General features: G+C 34.1%; 19 protein-coding genes. 7 read left to right on the top strand and 12 right to left on the bottom strand.

Going from position 1 to position 22,950, the window contains the following annotated elements:
- Positions 1-141: 141 nt before the first annotated feature.
- The 7 genes from Q9Q97_RS00520 to Q9Q97_RS00490 all read right to left on the bottom strand — a co-directional run bounded on the left by Q9Q97_RS00520 (position 142) and on the right by Q9Q97_RS00490 (position 7,104).
- Complete coding sequence (locus Q9Q97_RS00520; protein ID WP_306153351.1) at positions 142-1,056, bottom strand: alpha/beta fold hydrolase; 915 nt, start codon at positions 1,054-1,056, stop codon at positions 142-144.
- A gap of 57 nt (positions 1,057-1,113) precedes the next feature.
- On the bottom strand, positions 1,114-2,397 hold the full coding sequence (locus Q9Q97_RS00515) for an MFS transporter (protein WP_306153349.1): 1,284 nt from the start codon (positions 2,395-2,397) through the stop codon (positions 1,114-1,116).
- The gene (gene recJ, locus Q9Q97_RS00510; protein WP_306153347.1) at positions 2,384-4,087 is read right to left on the bottom strand and encodes a single-stranded-DNA-specific exonuclease RecJ; all 1,704 of its coding nucleotides are present in this window, start codon (positions 4,085-4,087) and stop codon (positions 2,384-2,386) included. The genes Q9Q97_RS00515 and recJ overlap by 14 nt, the downstream gene beginning before the upstream one ends.
- 314 nt (positions 4,088-4,401) lie before the next feature.
- The gene (locus Q9Q97_RS00505; RefSeq protein WP_113676677.1) at positions 4,402-4,746 is read right to left on the bottom strand and encodes a HopJ type III effector protein; all 345 of its coding nucleotides are present in this window, start codon (positions 4,744-4,746) and stop codon (positions 4,402-4,404) included.
- Positions 4,747-4,814: 68 nt separating this feature from the next.
- On the bottom strand, positions 4,815-5,222 hold the full coding sequence (locus Q9Q97_RS00500) for a hypothetical protein (RefSeq protein WP_306153345.1): 408 nt from the start codon (positions 5,220-5,222) through the stop codon (positions 4,815-4,817).
- 13 nt (positions 5,223-5,235) lie between these two features.
- Positions 5,236-5,955 carry a 16S rRNA (cytidine(1402)-2'-O)-methyltransferase gene (gene rsmI / locus Q9Q97_RS00495; RefSeq protein WP_306153344.1) on the bottom strand — a complete coding sequence of 240 codons (720 nt, stop codon included), beginning with the start codon at positions 5,953-5,955 and terminating at the stop codon, positions 5,236-5,238.
- Between the two features lie 111 nt (positions 5,956-6,066).
- Positions 6,067-7,104 carry a hypothetical protein gene (locus Q9Q97_RS00490; RefSeq protein WP_306153342.1) on the bottom strand — a complete coding sequence of 346 codons (1,038 nt, stop codon included), beginning with the start codon at positions 7,102-7,104 and terminating at the stop codon, positions 6,067-6,069.
- A gap of 235 nt (positions 7,105-7,339) precedes the next feature.
- Here Q9Q97_RS00490 and Q9Q97_RS00485 point away from each other — a divergent pair, with 235 nt between their 5' ends.
- The 4 genes from Q9Q97_RS00485 (at position 7,340) to Q9Q97_RS00470 (ending at position 9,166) form a co-directional block, all read left to right on the top strand.
- On the top strand, positions 7,340-7,930 hold the full coding sequence (locus Q9Q97_RS00485; protein WP_144219804.1) for a thymidine kinase: 591 nt from the start codon (positions 7,340-7,342) through the stop codon (positions 7,928-7,930).
- 34 nt (positions 7,931-7,964) lie between these two features.
- A complete protein-coding gene (locus tag Q9Q97_RS00480) occupies positions 7,965-8,384 on the top strand; it encodes a hypothetical protein (protein WP_306153340.1) in 420 nt (139 codons plus the stop codon).
- A gap of 111 nt (positions 8,385-8,495) precedes the next feature.
- On the top strand, positions 8,496-8,756 hold the full coding sequence (locus Q9Q97_RS00475) for a DUF6364 family protein (RefSeq protein ID WP_306153338.1): 261 nt from the start codon (positions 8,496-8,498) through the stop codon (positions 8,754-8,756).
- Positions 8,756-9,166 carry a PIN domain-containing protein gene (locus Q9Q97_RS00470; RefSeq protein ID WP_306153336.1) on the top strand — a complete coding sequence of 137 codons (411 nt, stop codon included), beginning with the start codon at positions 8,756-8,758 and terminating at the stop codon, positions 9,164-9,166. The genes Q9Q97_RS00475 and Q9Q97_RS00470 overlap by 1 nt, the downstream gene beginning before the upstream one ends.
- A gap of 90 nt (positions 9,167-9,256) precedes the next feature.
- Here the strand turns inward: Q9Q97_RS00470 and rpoN are convergent, their stop codons facing one another.
- The 4 genes from rpoN to Q9Q97_RS00450 form a co-directional block, all read right to left on the bottom strand.
- Positions 9,257-10,717, bottom strand: a complete 1,461-nt coding sequence (gene rpoN / locus Q9Q97_RS00465) for an RNA polymerase factor sigma-54 (RefSeq protein ID WP_306153333.1) — start codon at positions 10,715-10,717, stop codon at positions 9,257-9,259.
- Between the two features lie 99 nt (positions 10,718-10,816).
- Positions 10,817-11,212 carry a GxxExxY protein gene (locus Q9Q97_RS00460; RefSeq protein WP_306153331.1) on the bottom strand — a complete coding sequence of 132 codons (396 nt, stop codon included), beginning with the start codon at positions 11,210-11,212 and terminating at the stop codon, positions 10,817-10,819.
- 199 nt (positions 11,213-11,411) lie between these two features.
- The gene (gene asnS, locus Q9Q97_RS00455; RefSeq protein WP_306153330.1) at positions 11,412-12,857 is read right to left on the bottom strand and encodes an asparagine--tRNA ligase; all 1,446 of its coding nucleotides are present in this window, start codon (positions 12,855-12,857) and stop codon (positions 11,412-11,414) included.
- Positions 12,858-13,737: 880 nt separating this feature from the next.
- Positions 13,738-16,104, bottom strand: a complete 2,367-nt coding sequence (locus Q9Q97_RS00450; protein WP_306153328.1) for an RND family transporter — start codon at positions 16,102-16,104, stop codon at positions 13,738-13,740.
- Between the two features lie 221 nt (positions 16,105-16,325).
- On the opposite strand from Q9Q97_RS00450, the gene Q9Q97_RS00445 reads away from it, so the two are divergent.
- The 3 genes from Q9Q97_RS00445 to Q9Q97_RS00435 all read left to right on the top strand — a co-directional run bounded on the left by Q9Q97_RS00445 (position 16,326) and on the right by Q9Q97_RS00435 (position 20,153).
- On the top strand, positions 16,326-17,087 hold the full coding sequence (locus tag Q9Q97_RS00445; RefSeq protein WP_306153326.1) for a sensor histidine kinase: 762 nt from the start codon (positions 16,326-16,328) through the stop codon (positions 17,085-17,087).
- Positions 17,050-17,769, top strand: a complete 720-nt coding sequence (locus tag Q9Q97_RS00440) for a LytTR family DNA-binding domain-containing protein (protein WP_306153324.1) — start codon at positions 17,050-17,052, stop codon at positions 17,767-17,769. Before Q9Q97_RS00445 ends, Q9Q97_RS00440 begins: the two co-directional genes overlap by 38 nt.
- Positions 17,770-17,882: 113 nt before the next feature.
- On the top strand, positions 17,883-20,153 hold the full coding sequence (locus Q9Q97_RS00435; protein ID WP_306153322.1) for a cation:proton antiporter: 2,271 nt from the start codon (positions 17,883-17,885) through the stop codon (positions 20,151-20,153).
- Positions 20,154-20,401: 248 nt separating this feature from the next.
- Here the strand turns inward: Q9Q97_RS00435 and Q9Q97_RS00430 are convergent, their stop codons facing one another.
- Positions 20,402-22,897 carry a DUF5686 family protein gene (locus Q9Q97_RS00430; protein WP_306153319.1) on the bottom strand — a complete coding sequence of 832 codons (2,496 nt, stop codon included), beginning with the start codon at positions 22,895-22,897 and terminating at the stop codon, positions 20,402-20,404.
- Positions 22,898-22,950 lie beyond the last annotated feature (53 nt).

The raw sequence follows: 22,950 nt of genomic DNA, 5'->3' as shown, positions 1-22,950 counted from the left end.
TACAGTTTGCATTAATCTGGACTAAAAAAAGCATAAAAAAAAGCTAAAAAATATTATTAATTATTGACTGTAAGTTGTTTAGCTTTTCGTTTTTTGAGTTTTACTTTTAAAATGAACTTATGAATTATATGGTTTAAAAATCTATTTCAGCCATTTATTGATGTTTGATAGAAATGCTGCTTGCTGGTCAACAAATAAATAATGCGAGCAATTATCAAGTAAAGCAAAATGATTTTCTCCAGTTATCGCTTTGAGCGAATTAATTTGTGCCAATGAAAAAACGCCATCATCTTTTCCGTAAATTCCATAAATAGGAACGCCAGCAGATTTGATTTTCTTTAAAAGAAGTCTAGTGTCGATGTTGTTTTGTTTTTCATTTTGATAAAAAACTAACGGAGCATTTTTATTTCGAATATTGGTTTTATAAAATTCTCCAGCTTCATAATCAGCGAATAATTTTTTAGATTCTGCAGTTGGGTTTGGCATTTTAAAAAAGCCATTTTCTCCCGCAAGTTCGTAACATCCTTTTCTATATTCGGCAGAATTTTTATTTAGATTTTCTACAATATTAATTTTCTTAAGCTGTTCAGAATCGGTACTGAATTTTTTCTTCAGCGTATTTAAAATATGATCGTAAGTTTCCTGTTGAGAAAACAAAGCGCCAGCCAAAACCAAAGCGCTCACATTTTGCGGATACTTATTAGTATAAAGCGTCGCAACTATACCGCCAAAACTGTGGCTAAGAAGAATCACTTTCTTTAAATGATATTTTTTATAAATCGAATTTAAATCCTGAAAAGATTCTTCAAAAGTAAATTTTGCATTTGGGTCTGCAGATCTTCCTTCGCCTCTACGATCATAAGCAATTACATAAAAACCTAAATCAGCTAGATTTTGTGCTGTAGTTCCTTCAAATAAAGTCGCATTACCGCTTGGTCCGCCGTGGATGAAAATTATAGTTTTGTCTTTTGAGTTTCCGTAGGTTTTGATGTAGAGATTCTGTCCTTTAGCTAAAAAGGAAAATGTCAAAAATAAAACGATTGGGAATAATCTCATTTATTGATTTCAAAGTTTAATGAAATTAACTTACATGACTTATATGGTTAAAAAATGTTATTCCAACTTTTGATGTTCATCCATATCTCTTTTCAAATCTAAATTTCTAAAAGTTGGTGATTTTAATGCAGTGAAAATAACAGTCAAAAGCGTTACACTTCCTCCAAAAACAACTGAGGTTACAGCGCCCATCAATTTAGCTGTTGCGCCACTTTCAAAAGCACCTAATTCGTTTGAAGATCCAACAAAAATTGAGTTTACTGCACCAACGCGTCCGCGCATGTGATCTGGAGTTTTAAGCTGCAAAATAGTCTGACGGATAACTACGGAAATTCCGTCTGCCAATCCGCTTAAAAATAAGGCGAAAACAGAAAGCCAGAAGTAAGTAGAAAGTCCAAACAGGATAATCGATAAACCGAAAACAAAAATGGCGATTAAAAGTTTTTTTCCTGCATTTTCATACAAAGGAACGTAAGCCGAAACCAGCATCGTAATGAACGCGCCCACAGCAGGAGCAGCCCTTAAAATTCCGAAACCTTCAGAACCCACTTTTAAAATGTCTTGTGCGAAAACGGGCAATAATGCAACTGCGCCTCCAAAAAGTACAGCAATCATATCCAAAGAAAGTGCTCCTAGAACAATTTTATTTTTGAATACGAAAGTTATACCTTCCATAAGACTGTCTTTCATAGATTCTCCCATTTTCGGATTTATAATTGGTTTCTGGCTGATTTGAGATAAGGCAATTAACGAAAGAATTGAGAATCCGAAAACCAGACACATTGACCAGTGAACGCCAATCCAGTTTATTGAAAATCCAGCCAGTGCTGGCCCCATAACGGCTCCAATTTGCCAAACCGAACTGCTCCAAGTTGCAGCATTTGGATATACTTTTTTAGGAATGATTAGTGATAAAAGAGAGAAAATAGTTGGCCCCATAAATGAACGAACGATTCCGCCAAAAAATACTAAAGCGTAAATCGAATACAAAATCAGATGCGTAGACCAGCCTCCAACTACTTTTGGCCAAGTCAATAAGAAAAGCCCAAAACTGATTACTGAAAATCCTAGAATACATTTTACCAATAGGCTTTTCTTTTCTCTTTGGTCTACAATATGTCCAGCAAATAAAGACATTGAAACCGCAGGAATAATTTCCATTAAACCAATAATTCCTAAAGAAAGCGGATTTTTAGTTAAACTATAAACTTCCCACTCAATTACAATAAACTGCATTGACCAGGCAAAAACTATGGCAAAACGCAGCAATAAAAAAACGTTGAATTCTCTATATCGAAGCGCCTGATAAGGATCGCGCTTAGTTGATTTAATTTCTTCCATTTGTTCTAATGTCTTTTAGCATAAGCTGAGTGGAAACCGTTCCGTTCCACTCGTTTTCAGCAATGCAGTATGCCAGCTGAAATGTATTCTGATTTTTAGTTATATCTAATTTTTTTCCCAATCCGAAACCAATTGCTGCGATTCCGTCGGAATTATATTGTTTGGCAAAAAGTCTCAAATGTTCTTCTTCTGCTCCCAAAGTTTTGGCGTAACCTGTATCTTTTACTTCTTTGGTCATAAAAACTGGTGTCATGTTTTGAGGACCAAAAGGTTCGAATTGTTTTAAGATTCGAATTAATTTTGGAGTAATGTCTGAGAAATTAATTTCAGCATCAATCTCAATTTCTGGCGTAAGCATTTCGGGCTGAATAGTTTCTGAGACGCATTTTTCAAAAGCATTTTTAAAGGCTTCATAATTTTCTGCTTTCAAAGTCATTCCGGCAGCATACATGTGACCTCCAAATTGTTCCAAATGTTCAGCGCACGCATCGAGTGCATTATAAACATCAAAACCTTTTACAGATCGGGCAGAAGCGGCATATTTGTCACCACTTTTAGTAAAAACCAAAGTCGGACGATAATAGGTCTCGATCAGTCTTGAAGCTACAATTCCGATCACGCCTTTATGCCAGTCTTCTTGAAAAACTACGGTTGAAAAACGTTCTTCTTCGTTGTTCTCTATAATCTGCTGAAAAGCTTCTTTGGTAATTTTTTTATCTAAATCTTTTCGATCTGCATTGTATTGTTCAATTTCTGAAGCAAATTGCTGTGCTTGCTCAAAATTGAATTCAGTAAGAAGTTCTACAGCGTGATTCCCGTGTTTGATTCTTCCTGCAGCATTAATTCTTGGCGAAATAATAAAAACAACATCAGTAATATCTAAAGTTTTCTTTTTTACCTGATGCGTCAAAGCTTTGATTCCTGGTCGCGGTTCGCTGTTAATGACTTTCAATCCGAAATAAGCTAAAACACGATTTTCTCCCGTAATCGGAACAATATCGGCAGCAATTGCAGTAGCAACTAAATCCAGATACGGAACTAAATCTTCAATCGTTTCATTTCGATTCTGACCTAAAGCTTGAATCAACTTAAATCCAACGCCACAACCGCACAATTCGTCGTAAGGATAAGAGCAATCTTCTCTCTTTGGATCTAAAACGGCAACCGCATCAGGAAGAATGTCTCCTGGACGGTGGTGATCGCAAACGATAAAATCAATGTTTCTGGCTTTCGCGTAGGCGATATGATCAATTGATTTTATTCCGCAGTCGAGCGCAATAATTAAAGAAATTCCGTTGTCGTCTGCATAATCAATTCCTTTGTATGAAATGCCATAACCTTCGGCATAACGATCGGGAATATAAGTGGCAACATTTGGATAATGAGATTTTAAATACGAAGAAACCAAAGAAACGGCTGTTGTTCCGTCAACATCATAATCTCCAAAAACGAGAATGTTTTCTTCATTTTGAATGGCTTGTTCAATTCTTTCAACCGCTTTGTCCATATCTTTCATCAGATACGGATCATGAAGATGCTCTAAAGACGGACGAAAGAAATTCTTCGCATCATCAAAAGTTTCAATTCCTCGCTGAATCAAAAGTGTGGCTACAAAATCTTCTACATTTAAGGCCTGAGCCAAATGTTTGATCTTTTCTTCAGAAGGTTTTGGTTTTAAGGTCCAGCGCATTTTTTAATTGTAGATTGTAGATTTTAGATTTTAGATTGAGAAAATCTAAAAACGTTTAATCTGGATGTGTATTTTTTTAGCCAAAGATTAGAAGGATTCGAAAGGATCTTTTTAACCGCAAATTTCACAAATTTTCACAAATTGAATTAGCGGAATTTGTGAAATTTGCGGTTCATTTTTTAAATAATCATTCAAATCCTTTTATCCCGATAGCTATCGGGAGTGACAGAATATTAGGTTTCAACTATGTCAAAGTTTTAAGAGTTGAAGATGTAGTATTTAAGAATCTAAAATCTACACTCTAAAATCTAAAATTACTTTGCTTCAAGTGCATTTCCTTCAAACTGAATTCCGTCCCAGCCTAAGTTGATGAAATTTCTAATGTTTTGGTGATTGGTTCCGTTTGGATCGCCTAACACTTCTTCAAAATAAAAAGCTCCAAAGCAAGCTAATGTTTCTTCTTTGTTTAAATTCTGCAATTTCGCAAAAGAAAACAATTTGCAAGAACCAGAATTTTCGCCTGCTGCGTTATGTTGTGTTCCGTTTTGAAAAGCAGTTGGAGTAAAGTTGTAATTTTCTTCGATTACTGCAATTGTTTCAGGAAATGTTATTTGTGTTGGTGTTTGTTTTACTTTTTCTAAAAAGGCTTGAATGCTCATGTATGTATTCTTTTTGTTCTTAATTCTTCTTTATATAGTTTTTGATGAAATTTTCTACTTTTCTTCCATCAAATTTTGTTATCAATTTCAAAATATATTTCATCATCATTACTTTGTTTTAAAGTAAAGGTTGTTTTGTTTCCATTTTCTTCTAAAATATAAATGTCCAACCATTGTTCAGGTCTTATATTTTCAATATATTTTGCATTTGAAGAATTTGCTATTTTACAAAAATCAATAATTTCATTTTGTGTTAAGGAAAAATAATATTCTTTATAGAAATCATATTCTTTTCCATTCCAATTCCAACTTCCGTCGCCATTGGAGATTTTGCTTATTGTTTTTGGATTTAACTTTGTTTTTTCTGTAATATCAAAGGATTGTTTTTTGTAATAAAAGACATTATATAAAGCTAAAACAAATGATAAATTTGAAATAATAATTATTATTGTAATAAGTATCTTTTTTCTAGTCATTCACAATACTATATTATTCTTCCTCGTCTTTCGAATATTTACTTTTCTTAGCTTCTTTTTCTATTGTTTTTCCGGCAACAACCACAACGATTTCTCCTCTTGGTGCAGTTTTTTCAAAATGAGCTAAAACTTCTTTTGCAGTTCCGCGGACGTTTTCTTCGTGGAGTTTTGATAATTCACGCGAAACACAAACTTGTCTATCTTCTCCGAAATACTGAACAAACTCCGCTAGAGTTTTAACCAATTTATGTGGAGAAACATACAGAATCATGGTTCTAGTTTCTTCAGCTAAAGCCAAAAAACGAGTTTGGCGTCCTTTTTTCTCCGGAAGGAAACCTTCAAAAATAAAGCGGTCATTTGGGAGTCCGCTGTTTACGAGAGCGGGAACAAAAGCCGTTGCTCCAGGAAGACATTCGACAGGAATATTATTTTCAACACAAGCACGAGTCAGTAAAAATCCCGGATCTGAAATCGCAGGAGTTCCGGCGTCTGAAATTAAAGCGATAGTTTCGCCAGCTTTCAAACGTGCAATTAAATTCTCTGTTGTTTTGTGTTCGTTGTGCATATGATGGCTGTGCATGTGCGTGCCAATTTCAAAATGCTTCAACAGTTTTCCGCTTGTGCGTGTATCTTCCGCCAAAATCAAATCGACTTCTTTCAAAACCCGAATGGCTCTAAAAGTCATGTCTTCAAGATTGCCAATTGGCGTTGGAACGATATATAATTTGGACATAAATTTTTATATTATAACACGAATTGCACTAATTAGCACAAATTCTAAAACTTTAAAAAATTGCACAAAGAAAAATTTGTGTTAATTCGTGCAATCTGTGTTTTTATTTTTTTAAGAAAATTTCTTCTCGATAATTCCCAGAAAACGTTCTGCATAGTCGTCTTTTCCTTCCCAGTTGTTGTAATCTGGTTTAACCATATTTTCGATAAATTCCTTTGCTTCATTAAACGAATCAAAAGTTAAAAGCTGGTTTAAAACACGACTGTAATCTTCTGTACTGTTTCCGAAAAGATTTTTAGTAAAAGCAATTCTGTCATTCAAATCAATATGAAAACCTCTTGCCAGTTTTTCATTTAAGGTTACAGGTTTTTGTTGTGCAGGAGTTTCTAAAATCGCAGTTTCCACTTTTTTAGGCTCTTTAAAATCACTTATAGAAGGAGCTGGAGTTGGAGGAACAGCTTCAAAACTATCTACTTTTACAAACTGTGCATCGGCATAATTAATGCCAAAATCCTCAAACTGAATAGTTGGCTGCGAAGGAGTTTCTGCCTTTGGCTCTATTTTAATATCCTCTTTAACTTCTTCTTTGATTGGTTCTGTTTCCAATTCAAAAGCAGGCTTAAAATCTGGAATTGGTTTCAGTTCATTTACAGTTGTGAATGAAAGATCGTCAATCGGTTTTTTAATTTCTTCTGTTTTTTCAGCAACTGGCTCAACAATTTCTTCAACAACTGGTTTTTCAACTTCAGCAGCGATTGGTTCAATAGTTTCTTCGATTACTGGTTCTTCAACTTCAGCAATTATTGGTTCAACAGTTTCAACAACTTCTGCTGGTTTTTCTTCTGAAATTTCAGGCTCGTAAGATTCTTCAAGCGCAATTACTTTTTCTGCAGTTGGAGTTTCAATTTCAATTATAGCTGGAATTATTTCTTCTTGTTTATCGAAAATAGTTTCCAACTCAGAAGTAATATCATTTTGTCCGATTGTTGGTTTTGCAGCATCGAAATTCTCTTCTACAAATTTTAATACCGCTAATTTCTCGTATAATTTCTGAGTTTCAAGATACAATTGATTGATATCGGATTTGTTTTTTAATTTTAAAATTCGATGTGCAATGCTAATTAAATCAGCTTCCAATTTTTTTTTCATAACTGTTGAAATTATAGTGAATAAGGTATTTTAGTGTATTTAATGTCTGAATGTCTCTATTATCAAGGAAATTCAAAAGATATTTTTTTATTTCTGTTAATACGCTTTCGCGAATCTACGGTTTGATAAAAATTTTCTACTTTTGAAAAAATGTAAAACAGCACATTTTTACATCAATTTATTGCCAGTACAAAGTAATAAAAACTATTCATTTTTAAAGGTAGAAAAATACAAAATGTTTCTCGAAAATACAGTAAATCACAAAGAACAATTTGGTTGGATTGAAGTTATTTGTGGATCAATGTTTTCGGGTAAAACCGAAGAGCTGATCCGAAGATTAAAGCGCGCCCAATTTGCCAAACAAAGAGTCGAAATCTTTAAACCTGCTATTGATACCCGTTATCATGACGAAATGGTGGTGTCTCATGATGCCAACGAAATTCGTTCTACGCCCGTTCCTGCAGCAGCTAACATATTGATTTTAGCTCAAGGATGCGACGTAATCGGAATTGATGAAGCACAGTTTTTTGATGATGAAATTATTACCGTTTGCAACGATTTGGCCAATCAAGGAATTCGTGTAATTGTTGCAGGACTGGATATGGATTTTAAAGGAAATCCGTTTGGGCCAATGCCTGGATTAATGGCAACTGCCGAATATGTAACAAAAGTTCACGCCGTTTGTACGCGAACAGGAAATTTGGCCAATTACAGTTTTAGAAAAACAGCAAATGATAAATTGGTCATGCTGGGAGAAACAGAAGAGTACGAACCGCTTAGCCGTGCAGCGTATTTTAATGCGATGAAGAAAAGTCAGGAAAAATAAATTTAAATTTCCCTAAATAAAAAAAATACAAAATATGAGAAAGTCGACTGCTTTATTATTGGTACTGATCGGAATTGCAGTGGCTTTTGTGGTTTATTTTCAGTTTTATCTCGCCAAAAATGCAGATGAGGTAAATACTGAAGTAGTAGAATTGGTTGCAAAATATAATAAAAGCTGTCCGCTAAATATTCAGGAAGGAATGAGATTAGACAGTGTAAGCCTTCCAGAAGAAAGATTTGTTCAGTACAATTTGACTCTGCTAAATGTTGAAAAAGAAACCGCTGAAGTAAATGTTATTCAAGAAGAACTAAAGAAAAGCTTAACAAGCACCGCAAAAGAAAATCCTGGACTTCAAGTTTTTAGAGATAATGATTATACTCTAATTTACCATTATACTGATAAAAAGAAATCTTTTTTATTTGATGTAAAGATTTTGCCGGATGAGTATAAATAGTTAAAAATATACATTAATTGATATTATAAAACCCGACAGATTTTTAAAACCTGTCGGGTTTTATTTTGTGCGGATTTATTTTTTAAATTTGTACGTATAAAATAAATGATCATGGACGCAAAATTGACATTGAAGTTAGATAAAGATGTAATTGAAAAAGCAAAAATCTATGCTGCCGAGCATAAACACAGTTTGTCGCTTTTGATTGAGAATTATTTAAAAACAATTATTCAGCTTGAAAAAATGGATAAAAGAGAAGAGAATGAAATTAGTTCTTTTGTAAAAAGTCTTGCCGTTGGAAAAGGGAAAATTGCCAATGATTTTGATTATAAAAAAGACAGGGAAAATTATTTATCTGAAAAACATAAATAATGATATTATTTCTGGATACAAATGTTCTAATTGATTTAATTGGAGAACGCGAACCTTATTTTAATGAGATTGCAATTATTGCATCTCTGGCAGAAAACAAACAGCTCAAATTAGTGACTTCTTCCTTGTCATTTGTAAATACTGTATATGTTGTTTCTAAAGAAATTGAAAAAAAAGTAGTGCTGGAAGCATTAAAAAAATTGCGTTTTATCTGTGAAGTTTCTACTACAGATGAAATTGTAATTGACAAGAGCTTAATTTCAAATTTTAATGATTTTGAAGATGCAGTACAATATTTTAGTGCCTTACATCATAAAAGCGATGTTATTTTAACGCGAAATAAGAAAGATTTTCAAAATTCTGAAATTTCGGTAATGAGTCCAGCAGAATTTTTAGCTTCAATGAAATAAAAACAAACCCCAACAGATTTTCTAAAATCTGCTGGAGTTTGTTTTTTTAAATAAGCTTATATTTCTTATATGGTTAAAAAAAGAAAAAAACTAAATCTTCTTTCTCATTCTCGCTACCGGTATATCAAGCTGTTCGCGATACTTAGCAATCGTTCTTCTCGCAATCGGATATCCTTTTTCTTTTAAGATTTCGGCCAATTGATCGTCTGGAAGCGGTTTTCTCTTGTCTTCTTCTTCAATAGTATTCTGAAGGATCTTTTTGATTTCTAAAGTCGAAACATCTTCTCCCTGATCATTTTTCATCGCTTCAGAGAAGAATTCTTTAATTAGTTTTGTTCCGTATGGCGTTTCCACATATTTGCTGTTGGCTACACGCGAAATCGTCGAAATATCCAAACCAACCATATCTGCAATATCTTTTAAGATCATTGGTTTTAGTTTGGTTTCGTCACCGTCTAAGAAATATTCTTCCTGATAATGCATAATCGCATTCATGGTAACAAAAAGCGTTTCCTGGCGCTGTCTGATCGCATCGATAAACCATTTTGCAGAATCTAGTTTTTGTTTGATAAACTGAACCGCATCTTTCTGCGCAGTCGATTTATCACGAGATTCTTTATAGGTCTGCATCATTTCTTGATAATCTTTAGAAACGTGCAGAGAAGGAGCGTTACGGCCGTTTAAAGTCAATTCCAATTCGCCGTCTACAATTCTGATGGCAAAATCGGGAACTATATTCTCGGTTACTTTATTATTTCCAGTAAAAGAACCGCCTGGTTTCGGATTCAAACGTTCAATTTCGTGAATCGCTTTTTTAAGCTGTTCGTTAGAAACGCTATATTTCTGTAATAACTTATCGTAATGTTTCTTCGTAAAAGCATCAAACTGATTTTCGATAATGTCAATCGCTAAATCAACATATTCAGTTGGTGTTTTATGTTTTAATTGAAGCAACAAACATTCTTGTAAATCACGTGCACCGACACCAGAAGGTTCCAGTTCGTGAATTACCGTCATCATTTTTTCGACCATTGCTTCATCAGTATAGATTCCCTGAGTGAAAGCCATGTCGTCTACAATATCTGGAATGCTTCTCCGGATGTATCCCATATCATCAATACTTCCTACTAAGAACTCAGCGATTTCGCGCTCTTCATCATTCAAAATAAAAGTATTCAACTGATTAATCAAATCCTGATGAAAACTTATCGGAGCCGCAAAAGGAGTTTCGCGTTCTTCATCATCGCTGTAATTGTTGACCTGAGTTTTGTAATCAGGCGTATCGTCGTCGCTTAAGTATTCGTCAATGTTAATGTCGTCTGCTTCGATTCTGTCCGATTCGTTATCATCGTAATCGTCGTAGTCGTCATTAGCATATTCATCAGCTTCGTAATCGTCTTCTTTTCCAGCTTCAAGTGCCGGATTTTCGTTCATTTCTTCCAATAAACGCTGTTCAAAAGCTTGCGTAGGCAATTGAATTAACTTCATCAGCTGAATTTGCTGTGGAGATAATTTTTGAGATAATTTTAAATTTAAAAATTGCTTTAGCATAAGTAAGGCGCTATTTTTTTAGCCACTAAGGCGCAAAGGCACAAAGTTTTTTTTGTTTTATATATTTTGCCTAAAAAGGCGCTAACTTTTATTACTTTTTTAATACAATATGTTTGTATTAATGAATCTTTTAATGCCGCTCTTAATCAAAGGAACATTGAAATTAATTAGAAAGCCTAAATCTTTATTTGAAAGTTTCAAATGACTTATGATTTGTGCGCTCCAAACTGGATTTATTTGTTCGACTGCTTTGATTTCTATAATTATTGAATCTTCAACTAATAAATCTAGTCTTAAGCCTTCGCTAAATTCAATTTCATCATAAACAATCGGAATTTCAACCTGTCGTTTTACATCTAAACCTGCTTTGGCAATTTCATGTGCTAAACAAACTTCATAAACTCTTTCTAATAATCCTGGGCCAAGTTGTTTATGAACTTTAAATGCAGAGTTTACAATAATTTTTCCAATTTCTTCTGTTCTTTCAGAGAGCATATTTTATGGGTTTGCCACGAAGGCACAAAGGCTCAAAGTTTTTTAACAAAAATCCAAGATGACTTTCTTTGTGTCTTCGTGGTATTATTATTTTAATTTATAAAAACTTCGTGACTTTGTGTCTTTGTGACAACCTATATCGCCAGCAAAAGCAAACAAAAACTTAGCGCCTTTGTGCCTTCGTGGCAAAACTTATTTCTTAGAATTCCGCACTACCTGGAGTTCTTGGGAAAGGAATTACGTCTCTAATGTTTGTCATTCCTGTAACAAACAATACCAAACGCTCAAATCCTAAACCGAAACCTGCGTGTGTTGCAGAACCAAATCTTCTGGTGTCTAAATACCAGTATAATTCTTCTTTGTCAATTCCAAGAGCTTCCATTTTCTGAACCAGAACATCGTAACGCTCTTCTCTTTCAGAACCACCAACGATTTCTCCAATTCCAGGGAAAAGGATGTCCATTGCACGAACCGTTTCTCTTCCTGGTTCTGTGTTATCATTCAAACGCATGTAAAACGCTTTAATGTTTGCTGGGTAATCGTATAAAATTACTGGGCATTTAAAGTGTTTTTCTACTAAATAACGCTCGTGTTCCGACTGTAAATCTGCTCCCCATTCGTTGATTAGGTAACTGAATTTCTTCTTTTTATTTGGAGTTGAATCTCTCAAAATGTCAATTGCTTCTGTATACGAAACACGTTTGAAGTTGTTTTCTAAAACAAAGTTTAGTTTCTCCAACAAACTCATTTCGCTTCTGTCTGCCTGCGGTTTCGATTTTTCTTCTTCCAAAAGTCTTCCTTCTAAGAATTTCAAATCGTCTTTACAGTTGTCTAAAGCATATTTAATAACGTACTGAATAAAATCTTCAGCCAAATCCATGTTGTCGTCCAAGTCGTTGAAAGCAACTTCTGGCTCAATCATCCAGAATTCTGCTAAGTGACGAGAAGTGTTTGAGTTTTCTGCTCTAAACGTTGGTCCAAAAGTATAAATCTGACCCAAAGCCATTGCAAAAGTTTCACCTTCTAATTGTCCAGAAACCGTTAAGTTCGTATGTTTTCCAAAGAAATCTTGTTTAAAATCAATGTTTCCTTCTTCGTTTTTCGGCAAATTATCCAACGGTAAAGAAGTAACTTGGAACATTTCTCCAGCACCTTCAGCATCAGCTCCAGTAATAATTGGCGTATTTACATAAACAAAACCTTTATCCTGAAAATATTTATGAACTGCATAAGACAATACCGAACGCACACGCATAATCGCACCAAAAGCATTTGTACGTACACGTAAGTGAGCGTTTTCACGTAAAAATTCTAAAGAGTGTTTTTTAGGCTGCATTGGGAATTTTTCAGCATCAGAATCTCCAAGAATTTCAAGTTTGTTTACCTGAATTTCATATTTCTGACCCGCACCTTTACTTTCTACTAAAGTTCCAATTACAGAAACAGAAGCTCCAGTCGTGATTCTTTTTAAAGTCTCTTCTGGCGTATTTTCAAAATCAACAACACATTGAATATTATTAATGGTAGAACCGTCATTTAGCGCGATGAACTGATTATTTCTAAAAGTTCTCACCCATCCTTTTGCATTTACTTCCTGTAACGTCGTCGTACTGTTTAATAAGTCTCTAACTTTTGTGTGTTTCATTGTTATTTAAGATTTTAGATTTCTGACTTAAGCTTAAAACCAAATCAGTGTTTTTATATCGAATTGCAAATATAAACGATAATAATTAATTTTTTGAAGTTGATTGTTGTTCTTCAAATTATTTGTTCAAGTAATTTCTCTCACCAGTGGTGAGAGTTTTGGCAAATCTTTATAAGCTTTTTAAAATTCGATAAACATTTTAAAAATCAGGTATTATTCCATAAAGAAAATAGAAAGTCATCTCCAAAAATCAGCATTGCTGCAATTGTTATTAAGAATGCGATAGAAAATGCCTTAAGCGTCTGGTTCTTTATAAACAGCTTGTTTTTCTGTAAAATAAACTTCACAATTATTCCTCCAAACATTGTAAATGCAAGAATCCAAAAGCAAATAAACAAAAGCTGTATAAAGTTCATAAATCGCGCTAACCCATATTGTCCTTCTGCAAAACAAATACTTGTATATGAAAAAAGTAATACAATTAGTGCGATTCTTTTCTTTGCCATTTCGATGTTTCGATTCTTAATATTAAAGCATTCGTTTCAACAATTACGAATGTTTCGTATTTTTTGTCATTTCGAGGAACGAGAAATCTCCGCGACAATATTCTACAAAGATTGGAAATACTTTGTCGAGTTTCTTGCGTAGATTTCTCGTTCCTCGAAATGACAGACTTTGTGGGAATTTTTATTTTAAAAAATCATATAATCTAAAAATAAAAACGAATGCGCCTGCAATAATAATAAATAGCTAATATTTTTTTAAAGGTTTTAAGTCCTCGTTATTTGAATATTTTAAGATTATTCCGAAACCAATTAAAATCAGAGGTATAAACAATCTAAATATTTCCATTCTCGTTTTAGTTGTATTAGAAAAATAGTTACTTATCCAAATTCTCCAATTCCTCTTTCTTAGTTTTCTTTTTTTCGAAAGTTAAAACCAAAGAAGGCAAAACAACCAAATTCGCAAACATTGCAAAAACCAAAGTACAAGAAATTAATCCACCAAGCGCAATAGTTCCGCTGAAACTTGATAAAGTGAAAGTCGCAAAACCTAAAATTAAAACCACAGAAGTATAGAAAGTACTTACTCCAGTTTCTCGCAAGGCACTGAAAACCGATTTCTTCACTTTTCCTTTATTTTGAATCAAGTCGTGTTTGTATTTCGCCATAAACTGAATCGCATTATCAACCGAGATTCCGAAAGCAATACTAAATACCAAAATCGTTGAAGGCTTTAATGGAATTCCGAAATAACCCATTAATCCTGAAGTAATGCAAAGCGGTAAAATATTCGTAATTAAAGAAGCCGCTACCATTTTGAATGATCTAAACAAATAAAGCATCAAAATTGCAATCGTTGCAATGGCAAAAAGAAGCGACTCAATTAAGTTGTGCGCCAAATAAGTTGTTCCTTTCTGGAAAACCAATGCTTTTCCTGTAATTGTAACTTCATAACGATCTTTCGGAAAAATTTCATCAATTTTCTTGCGGATTTTCCCTTCTACTTTTGCCATTTCATCCGTTCCAATATCTTTCATGAAAGTTGTGATTCTGGCATATTGTCCAGTCGAATCGACGTAAGCTTTCATTAGATTTTCTTTGCTGTTTTTAGTCGCATTTTTAGCATAACTCAAAATAAAAGTCTGCTCTTGCGAAGTCGGCAATTGGTAATATTCTGGGTTTCCATTGTAGAAAGCCTGTTTAGAATATTTCACCAAATTCACTACAGAAACCGGTTTTGCCAATTCTGGAATTTCTGCAATTGTATTTTGCAGTTCATCCATTTTACGAATCGTCGAAGCTTTCATAACACCTTTTTTCTTTTTGGTGTCAATCATAATTTCAAGAGGCATTACACCATTAAATTCTTTTTCGTAAAATAAAATATCTTTAAAGAAAGAAGCTGTTTTTGGCATTTCACCAATTAAACTTCCCGAAACTTTCATTTGTCTTACACCATTCAAACTCACGATAAAAAGTACCGCATAAATAATATAGACAATTGTCTTTTTGCCTTTAACAATTGTAGCAACAGAATTTAAAAGCGTCGAAATATACGTTTTGTCTAAATGGTATAAATGTTTTGCTTTCGGCAATGGCATAAAACTGTAAATAATTGGCACAATAAAAAGCGTCAGAGTATATACAGAAAGCACGTTGATAGAAGTGACCAAACCGAATTCAAACAGCAATTCGTTTCCTGTAATCATCAGCGTTGCAAAACCAATGGCTGCGGTTAAATTGGTCATCAAAGTTGATGATCCAATTTTTGAAATTACACGCTGTAATGCTTTTGCCTGATTGTTGTGTATTTTAATTTCCTGCTGATATTTATTAATCAAGAAAATACAGTTTGTAATTCCGATTACGATAATCAGCGGTGGAATAATAGCTGTTAAAATGGTGATTTTATAACCCAATAATCCAAGCATTCCAAATGACCAAGTTACACCGACAATTAAAATACAGATAGAAATAAATGTAGCTCTAAACGAACGGAAAAAGAAAAAGAAAATCAATGAAACGGTCAGTAAAGACGCACCAATGAAAAGTCCAATTTCGCCTTTCATGTTGTCGGCGTTAATCGTTCTGATGTATGGCATTCCAGAAACTTTCAAATCGATTCCAGTTGTTTTTTCGAATTTATCAATCTTCGGAACCAGAGTTTTCAGAATAAAAGTTTTTCTTTCAGCGGTGTTTACCAAAGCTTTATTCATGTAAATCGCCGAGCGTACGCTTCCGCTTTTTTTGTTGAATAAAAGGCCTTCGTAAAAAGGCAGATTGTTAAACAATTCGTCTTGAGCGCTTTTTAAATACGCAGGGTCCAAAACTTTGCTTTGATCGATAAAAGGCGTTAAAACAAATTTTTCATTAACCGTATCTTTTTCCAGTTTTTTCAAATCATTCAAAGAAACGACTAAATCAACTTCTTTAGATTTTTTCAAGCCTGTCATTAATTCATTCCAAGCGGCGTAATTTTTAGGCGTAAAAAAGTTTTTATCCTGAAAACCAATCACAATTAGGTTTCCTTCTTCACCAAATTTGTCTAAGAATTTTTGATAATCTTTATTGGCAATATGATCTTTAGGAAGCAGGTTTGCTTCAGTGTAAGTCATAGATAGATTTTTCCACTGATAACCAAAGAAAATAGTTAAAGCAGAAAGTATAACCAGAATCGTAATTCTGTTTTTAAGTATGATTCGGGCCAATTTTTCCCAAAATCCAACTTGAATAGCGTTTTTCATAACATCTTTAAAAAATGGTTGCAAATGTAGTGAAAAGTGCTCGAAATCATAAACAATCGCCTCTATTTTACTTTATGTTAACACAAACCATAACATCTTAAAAATAGGATAATTTACTTGCTTTTTGCTTTTTAGTCGTCTGCTTTTGCCATATTTGCAATTAATTTTGCAATAAAAAAAATCGGTTATTGTAATTTGTACTTAAAAATAGATTAACAGCGATGCAGCAAAACAATACAACAACTTTTATTTTTCTGGCAATTCTTCTGCTTCTCATCATCATTATTTGTTTTATGGTTTATCAATTAATGCAAACCAAAAAAGCCAAAGAAGATGCCGAGAAAAGTTTCTATGCTTTAGAATCAAAAGTTAACGATTTGCAATTGGAGAATTTAGAATCAAAACTAAATCCGCATTTGTTTAAAAATATTTTAAATTCGATTCAGTCGCATGCTTACCAAACTTACTTTGCATTGGACAAATTGGCTAATGTGTTGGATTATATTTTGTATGAAAGCAAAAAGAAATTTGTAACAGCCAAAGAAGAAATAGATTTTGCTCTGAATTTAATCGAAATCAATAAAATTAAAATCAGTCCGCTTTTTGAGCTCAAAGTCAAAACCAATATTAACCAAGAAGATAAATTGTACGATCAGCCTTTGCTGGCACCTTTAATTTCGATCGATTTAATTGAAAATGCTTTTAAACATGCCGATCTTCAAAGTCCCGATGCTTTTATTACGGTAGTTTTTGAGTTTAAAGACAATGCTTTTTTTATGACGGTTTCGAATAAAATCTCTGATAAAAAAGTGCTGAAAAAAGAACGAAGCGGTTTTGGCCATGCCACACTAGAACATCGTCTTCGCATTATTTACAAAAACAATTTCAAACTCGATAAGTTTATAGAAAACGACGTTTATATTGCTCATCTAAAAATTGATTTACTTGAATACAAAACTGAAATGCTTGCTTCTGGACGATGAACTTCCGGGATTAACATACCTAAAAATGCTTTGCGAACAGATTCCTGAACTGGAAATCGTAAAAACATTTAATAATCCTGAGAAACTTTTGTCTGATATTTCGGATCTGGATTTCGATCTGCTAATCTCAGACATCGAAATGCCAGGAATCGACGGATTGCATCTGGCTGAAAAGCTGCAGGATAAATTAGTCATTTTCTGCACAGCGTACAAAGAATATGCGGCCGAAGCGTTTAACATAGATGCGGTAGATTACATTACAAAACCTGTAAAATTGGAGCGTTTAGAAAAAGCGATTTCAAAGGCTCTTGAACGTTTTGAAAAATCAAATTCAGATAAAAAATTCATTCAGCTCAATACTGACAAAGGGAAGACGCTGCTGTATTTTAATAAAATCCAGTACATTACAACTGCATTAAGCGACAGTCGAGACAAAACGGTGCTTCTTACTGACGGAAGTTTTTTGAATTTGAAAAATGTAAAATTCGACACGCTTTTAAAAGAATTGCCAGATGCCGATTTCTGCCGAATTAATAAAAAGGAAATCGTAGCTGTAAAAGCGATAAAATTCTTTAACCATAACGAAATTGTCTTGCATCATTTGGACGAAAACAATAAAAATACAGCCTTAATTTTAAGTGAAACCTATCGTTCTGATTTTTTGAAAAAGGTAAAATTATAACTTATTACAAAGTTTTTCCGACTTGTTACATACATTGAAAATTAGCTGGAAATTTGCTTTTTCACGTAAAACTCAGTTCTGATATTTGCGCAAATAAATCTAAAGAACGAGTTATGAATAACATTAAGAACTCTATATTCTATGTTACAATTATTGGTGGTTTTACAGCGCTAATATATTGGGTAATTTCTAAAGGCGCCTCATTAGAAGTGGGCCGTAATATTGTAAAGAAAAGTGTTGAAAGCAATCATTGGAAAGACTTTCTTCATTCGATGGTCGAAAATCTGCAGCATCCACTAGCTATTTTACTAGCGCAGATCGTAACCATTATTTTGGTCGCTCGTCTGTTTGGATGGATTTTTAGAAAAATAGGACAACCGTCGGTAATCGGAGAGATGATTGCCGGAATTGTGTTAGGGCCATCTTTAGTCGGAATGTATTTTCCAGAGTTTTCTGCAGCTTTATTCCCAGCAGCATCTTTAGGAAACTTACAGTTTTTAAGCCAGATCGGTTTAATTCTTTTCATGTTTGTGATCGGAATGGAATTGGACTTGAAAGTCCTAAAAAATAAAGCGCATGATGCTGTTGTTATTAGCCATGCCAGTATCGTAATTCCGTTTGCTTTAGGTTTGTCATTGGCCTATTTTATATACGAGACTTTTGCGCCAGAAGGAGTGGAGTTTTCTTCTTTTGGATTGTTTATGGGTATTGCCATGAGTATTACCGCTTTCCCCGTTTTAGCTCGAATTGTGCAAGAACGCGGTATGCAGAAAACAAAATTAGGAACGATTGCCATTACTTGTGCCGCTGCAGATGATATTACAGCGTGGTGTATTTTGGCGGTTGTTATTGCTATTGTAAAAGCAGGCTCGCTTTCGAGTTCGCTTTATGTTATCGGAATGGCGATTTTGTATGTTATTATTATGCTAAAAATCGTTCGTCCGTTCTTGAAAAGGGTAGGAGATTTGAATGCAACTCGCGAAAGCTTGAATAAACCAGTTGTTGCGATTTTCTTTATCACACTTTTAATTTCTTCCTATGCTTCTGAATTAATTGGAATTCATGCTTTATTTGGAGCTTTTTTAGCGGGAGTAATCATGCCTGAAAACAATAAATTCAGAAATATATTTATTGAAAAGGTTGAAGACGTTGCCATTATTGTTCTATTGCCACTATTCTTCGTGTTTACTGGTTTGCGTACACAAATCGGATTGCTGAATGATCCTGAATTATGGAAAATTACAGGTTTGATCATTCTGGTTGCCGTTGTAGGTAAATTTTTCGGAAGCGCCTTTGCGGCCAAATTTATGGGGCAGAACTGGAAAGACAGTTTGGCCATTGGTGCCTTGATGAACACGAGAGGTTTAATGGAACTGGTGGTTTTAAATATCGGTTATGATCTTGGCGTATTGTCTACAGAAATCTTTACGATGATGGTTATTATGGCATTGATCACTACTTTTATGACGGGACCAGCATTAGATTTCATCGGATTTATTTTTAAAGATAAGGTCACGGCTGTTCCTCAGGAAATAGGAAGCAAAAGTAAATTTAAAATCCTTCTTTCGTTTGCAACTCCAGAAAAAGGGAAAAAACTGCTCAAGATTGCCAACAGTTTGGTGAAAAAACAAGCAGACAATTCAATCGTAACAGCGATGCATATTTCATTAAGTACAGAAGTGCACTCTTTTGATGTAAAAGAATATGAGCGCAAAATGCTGGTTCCGGTTATTGAAGAATCGCATGCGCTGAATCAGGATATGTTGAGTTTGTTTAAAGTTTCTAATGATATTGATTCTGATATAATTGATACGGCAAATCATGGCGAATATGATTTGTTATTGGTTGGTTTAGGTCAGTCTATTTTTGACGGAACTTTACTCGGAAAAATACTTGGTTTTACGACCAGAATGGTAAATCCAGATCGTTTGATTGATAAGTTTACAGGAAAAGAAGGTTTGTTTGAAAATTCTCCTTTCGATGAAAGAACACGTCACATTATTACAAAATCTAGAATGCCGGTCGGAATTTTTATCGATAAAAACTTAGAAGACGTCAATCGCGTTTTGATGCCTGTTTTTAGTAAAGAAGATGCTTTTTTAATTGAATATGCTAAAAAGCTAATCAATAATAACGGTTCTCAGATTACGGTTTTAGACGCTGGCGGAGAAGTGAAAAACACAAGAGAAATTCAGGAAACCATTCGTTCTATCGAGCAGATTGCACCAAATCATATTATGATTATGAATGATAGAACGCTGAAGAAAGAATTTTTAGAAAGTCAGGATTTAATGATTATCAGTCTGGAAAGCTGGAAAAAGCTAATAGAATCTCAAAGCATTTGGCTGAATAATTCGCCATCGGTTTTGATTTTTAAACCATAGTACTTTAGAAAATTCCAATATTTTAAAATTCCAAATTCCAATTTTTGTTGGGGTTTGGGATTTTTGTTTTCTGCCACAGAGATTCGCAAAGAATTTCCACAAAGATGCACGAAGATTTTTAAGTATTGTGAATTGTAGAGGCGCACCGCAGTGCGTCTAACGCAAAGTAACCATAAAGTTATTTGGATAAAGTTTTATAATAATACAATTGGAATTTGGAATTTAAAAAGATTGGAATTTAAAACTATTTACAATCCAAGATCAAGTACATAAGAAATCTTAACCGCAATATTATCTTCAAATCGTAATAACTGATTTGGGCCATATCTATAGAAGCCTCCTAAACCAAAACCTTTAAAGATTCTGTTCAATTCAATTCCCGATTCAAAAAAGCCTCGATCAAGTGTTTTGTAAGTTGGACCCACATGCTGTTCTGGATTTTCCATGCTTCCCCAAGCCATTCTCGTTACCAAGACTAACGAAGGGCGAACCTTTTTCATGATTCTGATTCGGTCAAAACCATGTTTGATTTGAAACATCAGATATTGGCTCGAGAAGAATTCGTTAAAATACATCGTTTCAAAAGCATTTCTACCTGCAAAAGTGATACGCTGTATAACGGTTTCTTTAGTCAAGTTGTTTGGAGAGGTATTGTACAAATGCGTAATCGGAACATCGCCCATTGCATAACCTGCCTGTAAAAGCAAGCTTGTTTTCTGGCGGTTCAAATACTGTTTTTCGTATTCGGCCTTAAAATCTATTTTGCTAAAAGTAAAATCATTATCGAAAACGCTCGGAAGAGATTGCGTGTATTGAAAAGTAAATCTCGGAAATCTTTTATCGCTTTCATTTCTTCCTGTCGGAGTCTGCATATAATTGCTGAAAGGCGCCCAGACAACAGAAAGCATTGCTGTGGTCATAATATAACTCGAATACAACTTTCCGTTGAGATTAAAAAGATAATCAAATTTTGGTTCGATCAAATTTCTCGAAACCTCCAAAACAGCTTCCGTTTTCGGAATAAATTTAGTCTGCACATTGGCACGCCATCCCGTATATTCGTAAAAAGTACTAATGTTTATCGGGCGCGGATCGTAGATTTTAAATACACGTTTATCTACCGCAAATACAGTACTTGCGATTTCGCGGACATCATCTGCATAATAGGCATTAAACCAAGTATTGGTATGTTTGTCTAGCAAAACCCCGCCACCCGCACTGTATTTAAAAACACCGTCTTTTGTTCCGTAAGCCGTGTAACTTTCAAGACGGAAATTTTTTGAAAAACGGTCGTTTGTAATACCGCCCAAACCAAGTCTGAAACCTTCGTAATTGTTGTAGCTGATAATTTTCTTTAAATCCAAATCAATCGGGCCAATCGGGTAGAAGCCATTAATGATTTTTCGGCCAATTCCTAAACGTTTTTCAATCCTGTTTCGAATAGAAAGACTGTCTAAGAGTAAATACGTTTTCTGGCTTTTTAAATCCAAATTTTCCTTTCGATAGGCTTCCCAGAAACTTTCTGGTTTTTTGGCCGCATCGTCATTGATTTCGATATAAAGGGAAGGATTTTTTATCGGATTATTGTTGTTTACACGAATATCAAAACTATTGCTTTCTGAAAGCAGATAGGTAAAATCTGAAGCCACTTTTTTTCTTGGTTCGGAACTCTCTTCAATATCCCCGTCAAACTGAATGGTGCCGCCTAATATTCTAATATCATCATCATTTTTTCCTTTTACGATTTTAAAAGTGGTATTGCTCTGAAACCAAATTTTTTCTTTCGGAATATATTCAAATTCATGAACACCGCTGATATCCAAAACGCCTTTAATTCGCATTACGGCTTTCGCGACAGCAAAATTTTCTTTGTCAATATATAAAACGCCTTCTAGCCCAGAAACTCTATGTCTAGATTTGTTTTTGAAATAAATCATATACGTATCGCGGCCTTTTATACTGACAGTATCTAACAATTTATAATTGTAATTAGAAGGCGCATTTCTCGAAATCGGATTTTCGTATTTGGTTTCGAACAATTCGTAGTTAGAATCGTAAATCGAGATAGATTGAAGGTTGAAAGCCAAAACTTCGTAAATAGGCTGTTTGAAACCAGCTATTTTTGTTCCTAAAACAGTTTCTTTCAATTTGTTATTCCCAAACTGATATTGAGAAACTTTTTCCGTTTGAAACAAATGCTGTTTGCTGACAATTTCTTTAAACTTATAATCGGAAGAATCGATGTTAACGATTTTTTTGTCGAAATCTTTGTACGCCGCCGAAGTGTCAATACGTCCGTCAATAGAATCAGGGTTTGCAGTTACAATAAGTTTATTATAGGTTTTGTATTCAAAGTTATTTAGTTTTTTCTGCGGATCGTTTGTCGATTTACTAGCAATAACTTTCTTTATTATCGTTAAGGCGGGATTTTCATTAGAAACCACAACTTCTTTTAAGTCATCGGTTTGCTGTAAAAGCGATATAGAGTAAAAGGTTTTGCTGCTGATTAGGGCAATCGTTTTGGTTTTAAAACCAATATAAGAAACCGTAAGCGATGTGGCTGAATTGCTAATTTTGAAAATAAATTTTCCGTCAACATCTGTAATAGTGTTATTGTTTTCTGAGGTGGTAATGGTAGCAAACGGAAGAGGTTTGTTGTTTGAATCGGTTACGATTCCGTTTATTTGAATTTGCGCCTGAAGGGTAAGCGTAAAAAACAAAGTCAAAAAACAAAATAGCTTCATACAGAATGATATAGTTTCAAAAACGAAAAGAATTTAATTTTCGTATGCAAAAA

Origin of the sequence: Flavobacterium sp. DG2-3 (assembly GCF_030730925.1) — a bacterium.
Classification (GTDB): Bacteria; Bacteroidota; Bacteroidia; order Flavobacteriales; family Flavobacteriaceae; genus Flavobacterium.
The sequence above is the reverse complement of the archived record's forward strand: the minus strand, read 5'-3'. Positions and strand labels throughout refer to the sequence as shown.

What these genes read in the sequence shown, in the direction of transcription:
- Q9Q97_RS00520 (WP_306153351.1), bottom strand. Translation starts at nt 1,056, where the DNA reads ATGAGATTATTCCCAATCGTTTTATTTTTGACATTTTCCTTTTTAGCT.
- Q9Q97_RS00515 (WP_306153349.1), bottom strand. Translation starts at nt 2,397, where the DNA reads ATGGAAGAAATTAAATCAACTAAGCGCGATCCTTATCAGGCGCTTCGA.
- recJ (WP_306153347.1), bottom strand. Translation starts at nt 4,087, where the DNA reads ATGCGCTGGACCTTAAAACCAAAACCTTCTGAAGAAAAGATCAAACAT.
- Q9Q97_RS00505 (WP_113676677.1), bottom strand. Translation starts at nt 4,746, where the DNA reads ATGAGCATTCAAGCCTTTTTAGAAAAAGTAAAACAAACACCAACACAA.
- Q9Q97_RS00500 (WP_306153345.1), bottom strand. Translation starts at nt 5,222, where the DNA reads ATGACTAGAAAAAAGATACTTATTACAATAATAATTATTATTTCAAAT.
- rsmI (WP_306153344.1), bottom strand. Translation starts at nt 5,955, where the DNA reads ATGTCCAAATTATATATCGTTCCAACGCCAATTGGCAATCTTGAAGAC.
- Q9Q97_RS00490 (WP_306153342.1), bottom strand. Translation starts at nt 7,104, where the DNA reads ATGAAAAAAAAATTGGAAGCTGATTTAATTAGCATTGCACATCGAATT.
- Q9Q97_RS00485 (WP_144219804.1), top strand. Translation starts at nt 7,340, where the DNA reads ATGTTTCTCGAAAATACAGTAAATCACAAAGAACAATTTGGTTGGATT.
- Q9Q97_RS00480 (WP_306153340.1), top strand. Translation starts at nt 7,965, where the DNA reads ATGAGAAAGTCGACTGCTTTATTATTGGTACTGATCGGAATTGCAGTG.
- Q9Q97_RS00475 (WP_306153338.1), top strand. Translation starts at nt 8,496, where the DNA reads ATGGACGCAAAATTGACATTGAAGTTAGATAAAGATGTAATTGAAAAA.
- Q9Q97_RS00470 (WP_306153336.1), top strand. Translation starts at nt 8,756, where the DNA reads ATGATATTATTTCTGGATACAAATGTTCTAATTGATTTAATTGGAGAA.
- rpoN (WP_306153333.1), bottom strand. Translation starts at nt 10,717, where the DNA reads ATGCTAAAGCAATTTTTAAATTTAAAATTATCTCAAAAATTATCTCCA.
- Q9Q97_RS00460 (WP_306153331.1), bottom strand. Translation starts at nt 11,212, where the DNA reads ATGCTCTCTGAAAGAACAGAAGAAATTGGAAAAATTATTGTAAACTCT.
- asnS (WP_306153330.1), bottom strand. Translation starts at nt 12,857, where the DNA reads ATGAAACACACAAAAGTTAGAGACTTATTAAACAGTACGACGACGTTA.
- Q9Q97_RS00450 (WP_306153328.1), bottom strand. Translation starts at nt 16,104, where the DNA reads ATGAAAAACGCTATTCAAGTTGGATTTTGGGAAAAATTGGCCCGAATC.
- Q9Q97_RS00445 (WP_306153326.1), top strand. Translation starts at nt 16,326, where the DNA reads ATGCAGCAAAACAATACAACAACTTTTATTTTTCTGGCAATTCTTCTG.
- Q9Q97_RS00435 (WP_306153322.1), top strand. Translation starts at nt 17,883, where the DNA reads ATGAATAACATTAAGAACTCTATATTCTATGTTACAATTATTGGTGGT.
- Q9Q97_RS00430 (WP_306153319.1), bottom strand. Translation starts at nt 22,897, where the DNA reads ATGAAGCTATTTTGTTTTTTGACTTTGTTTTTTACGCTTACCCTTCAG.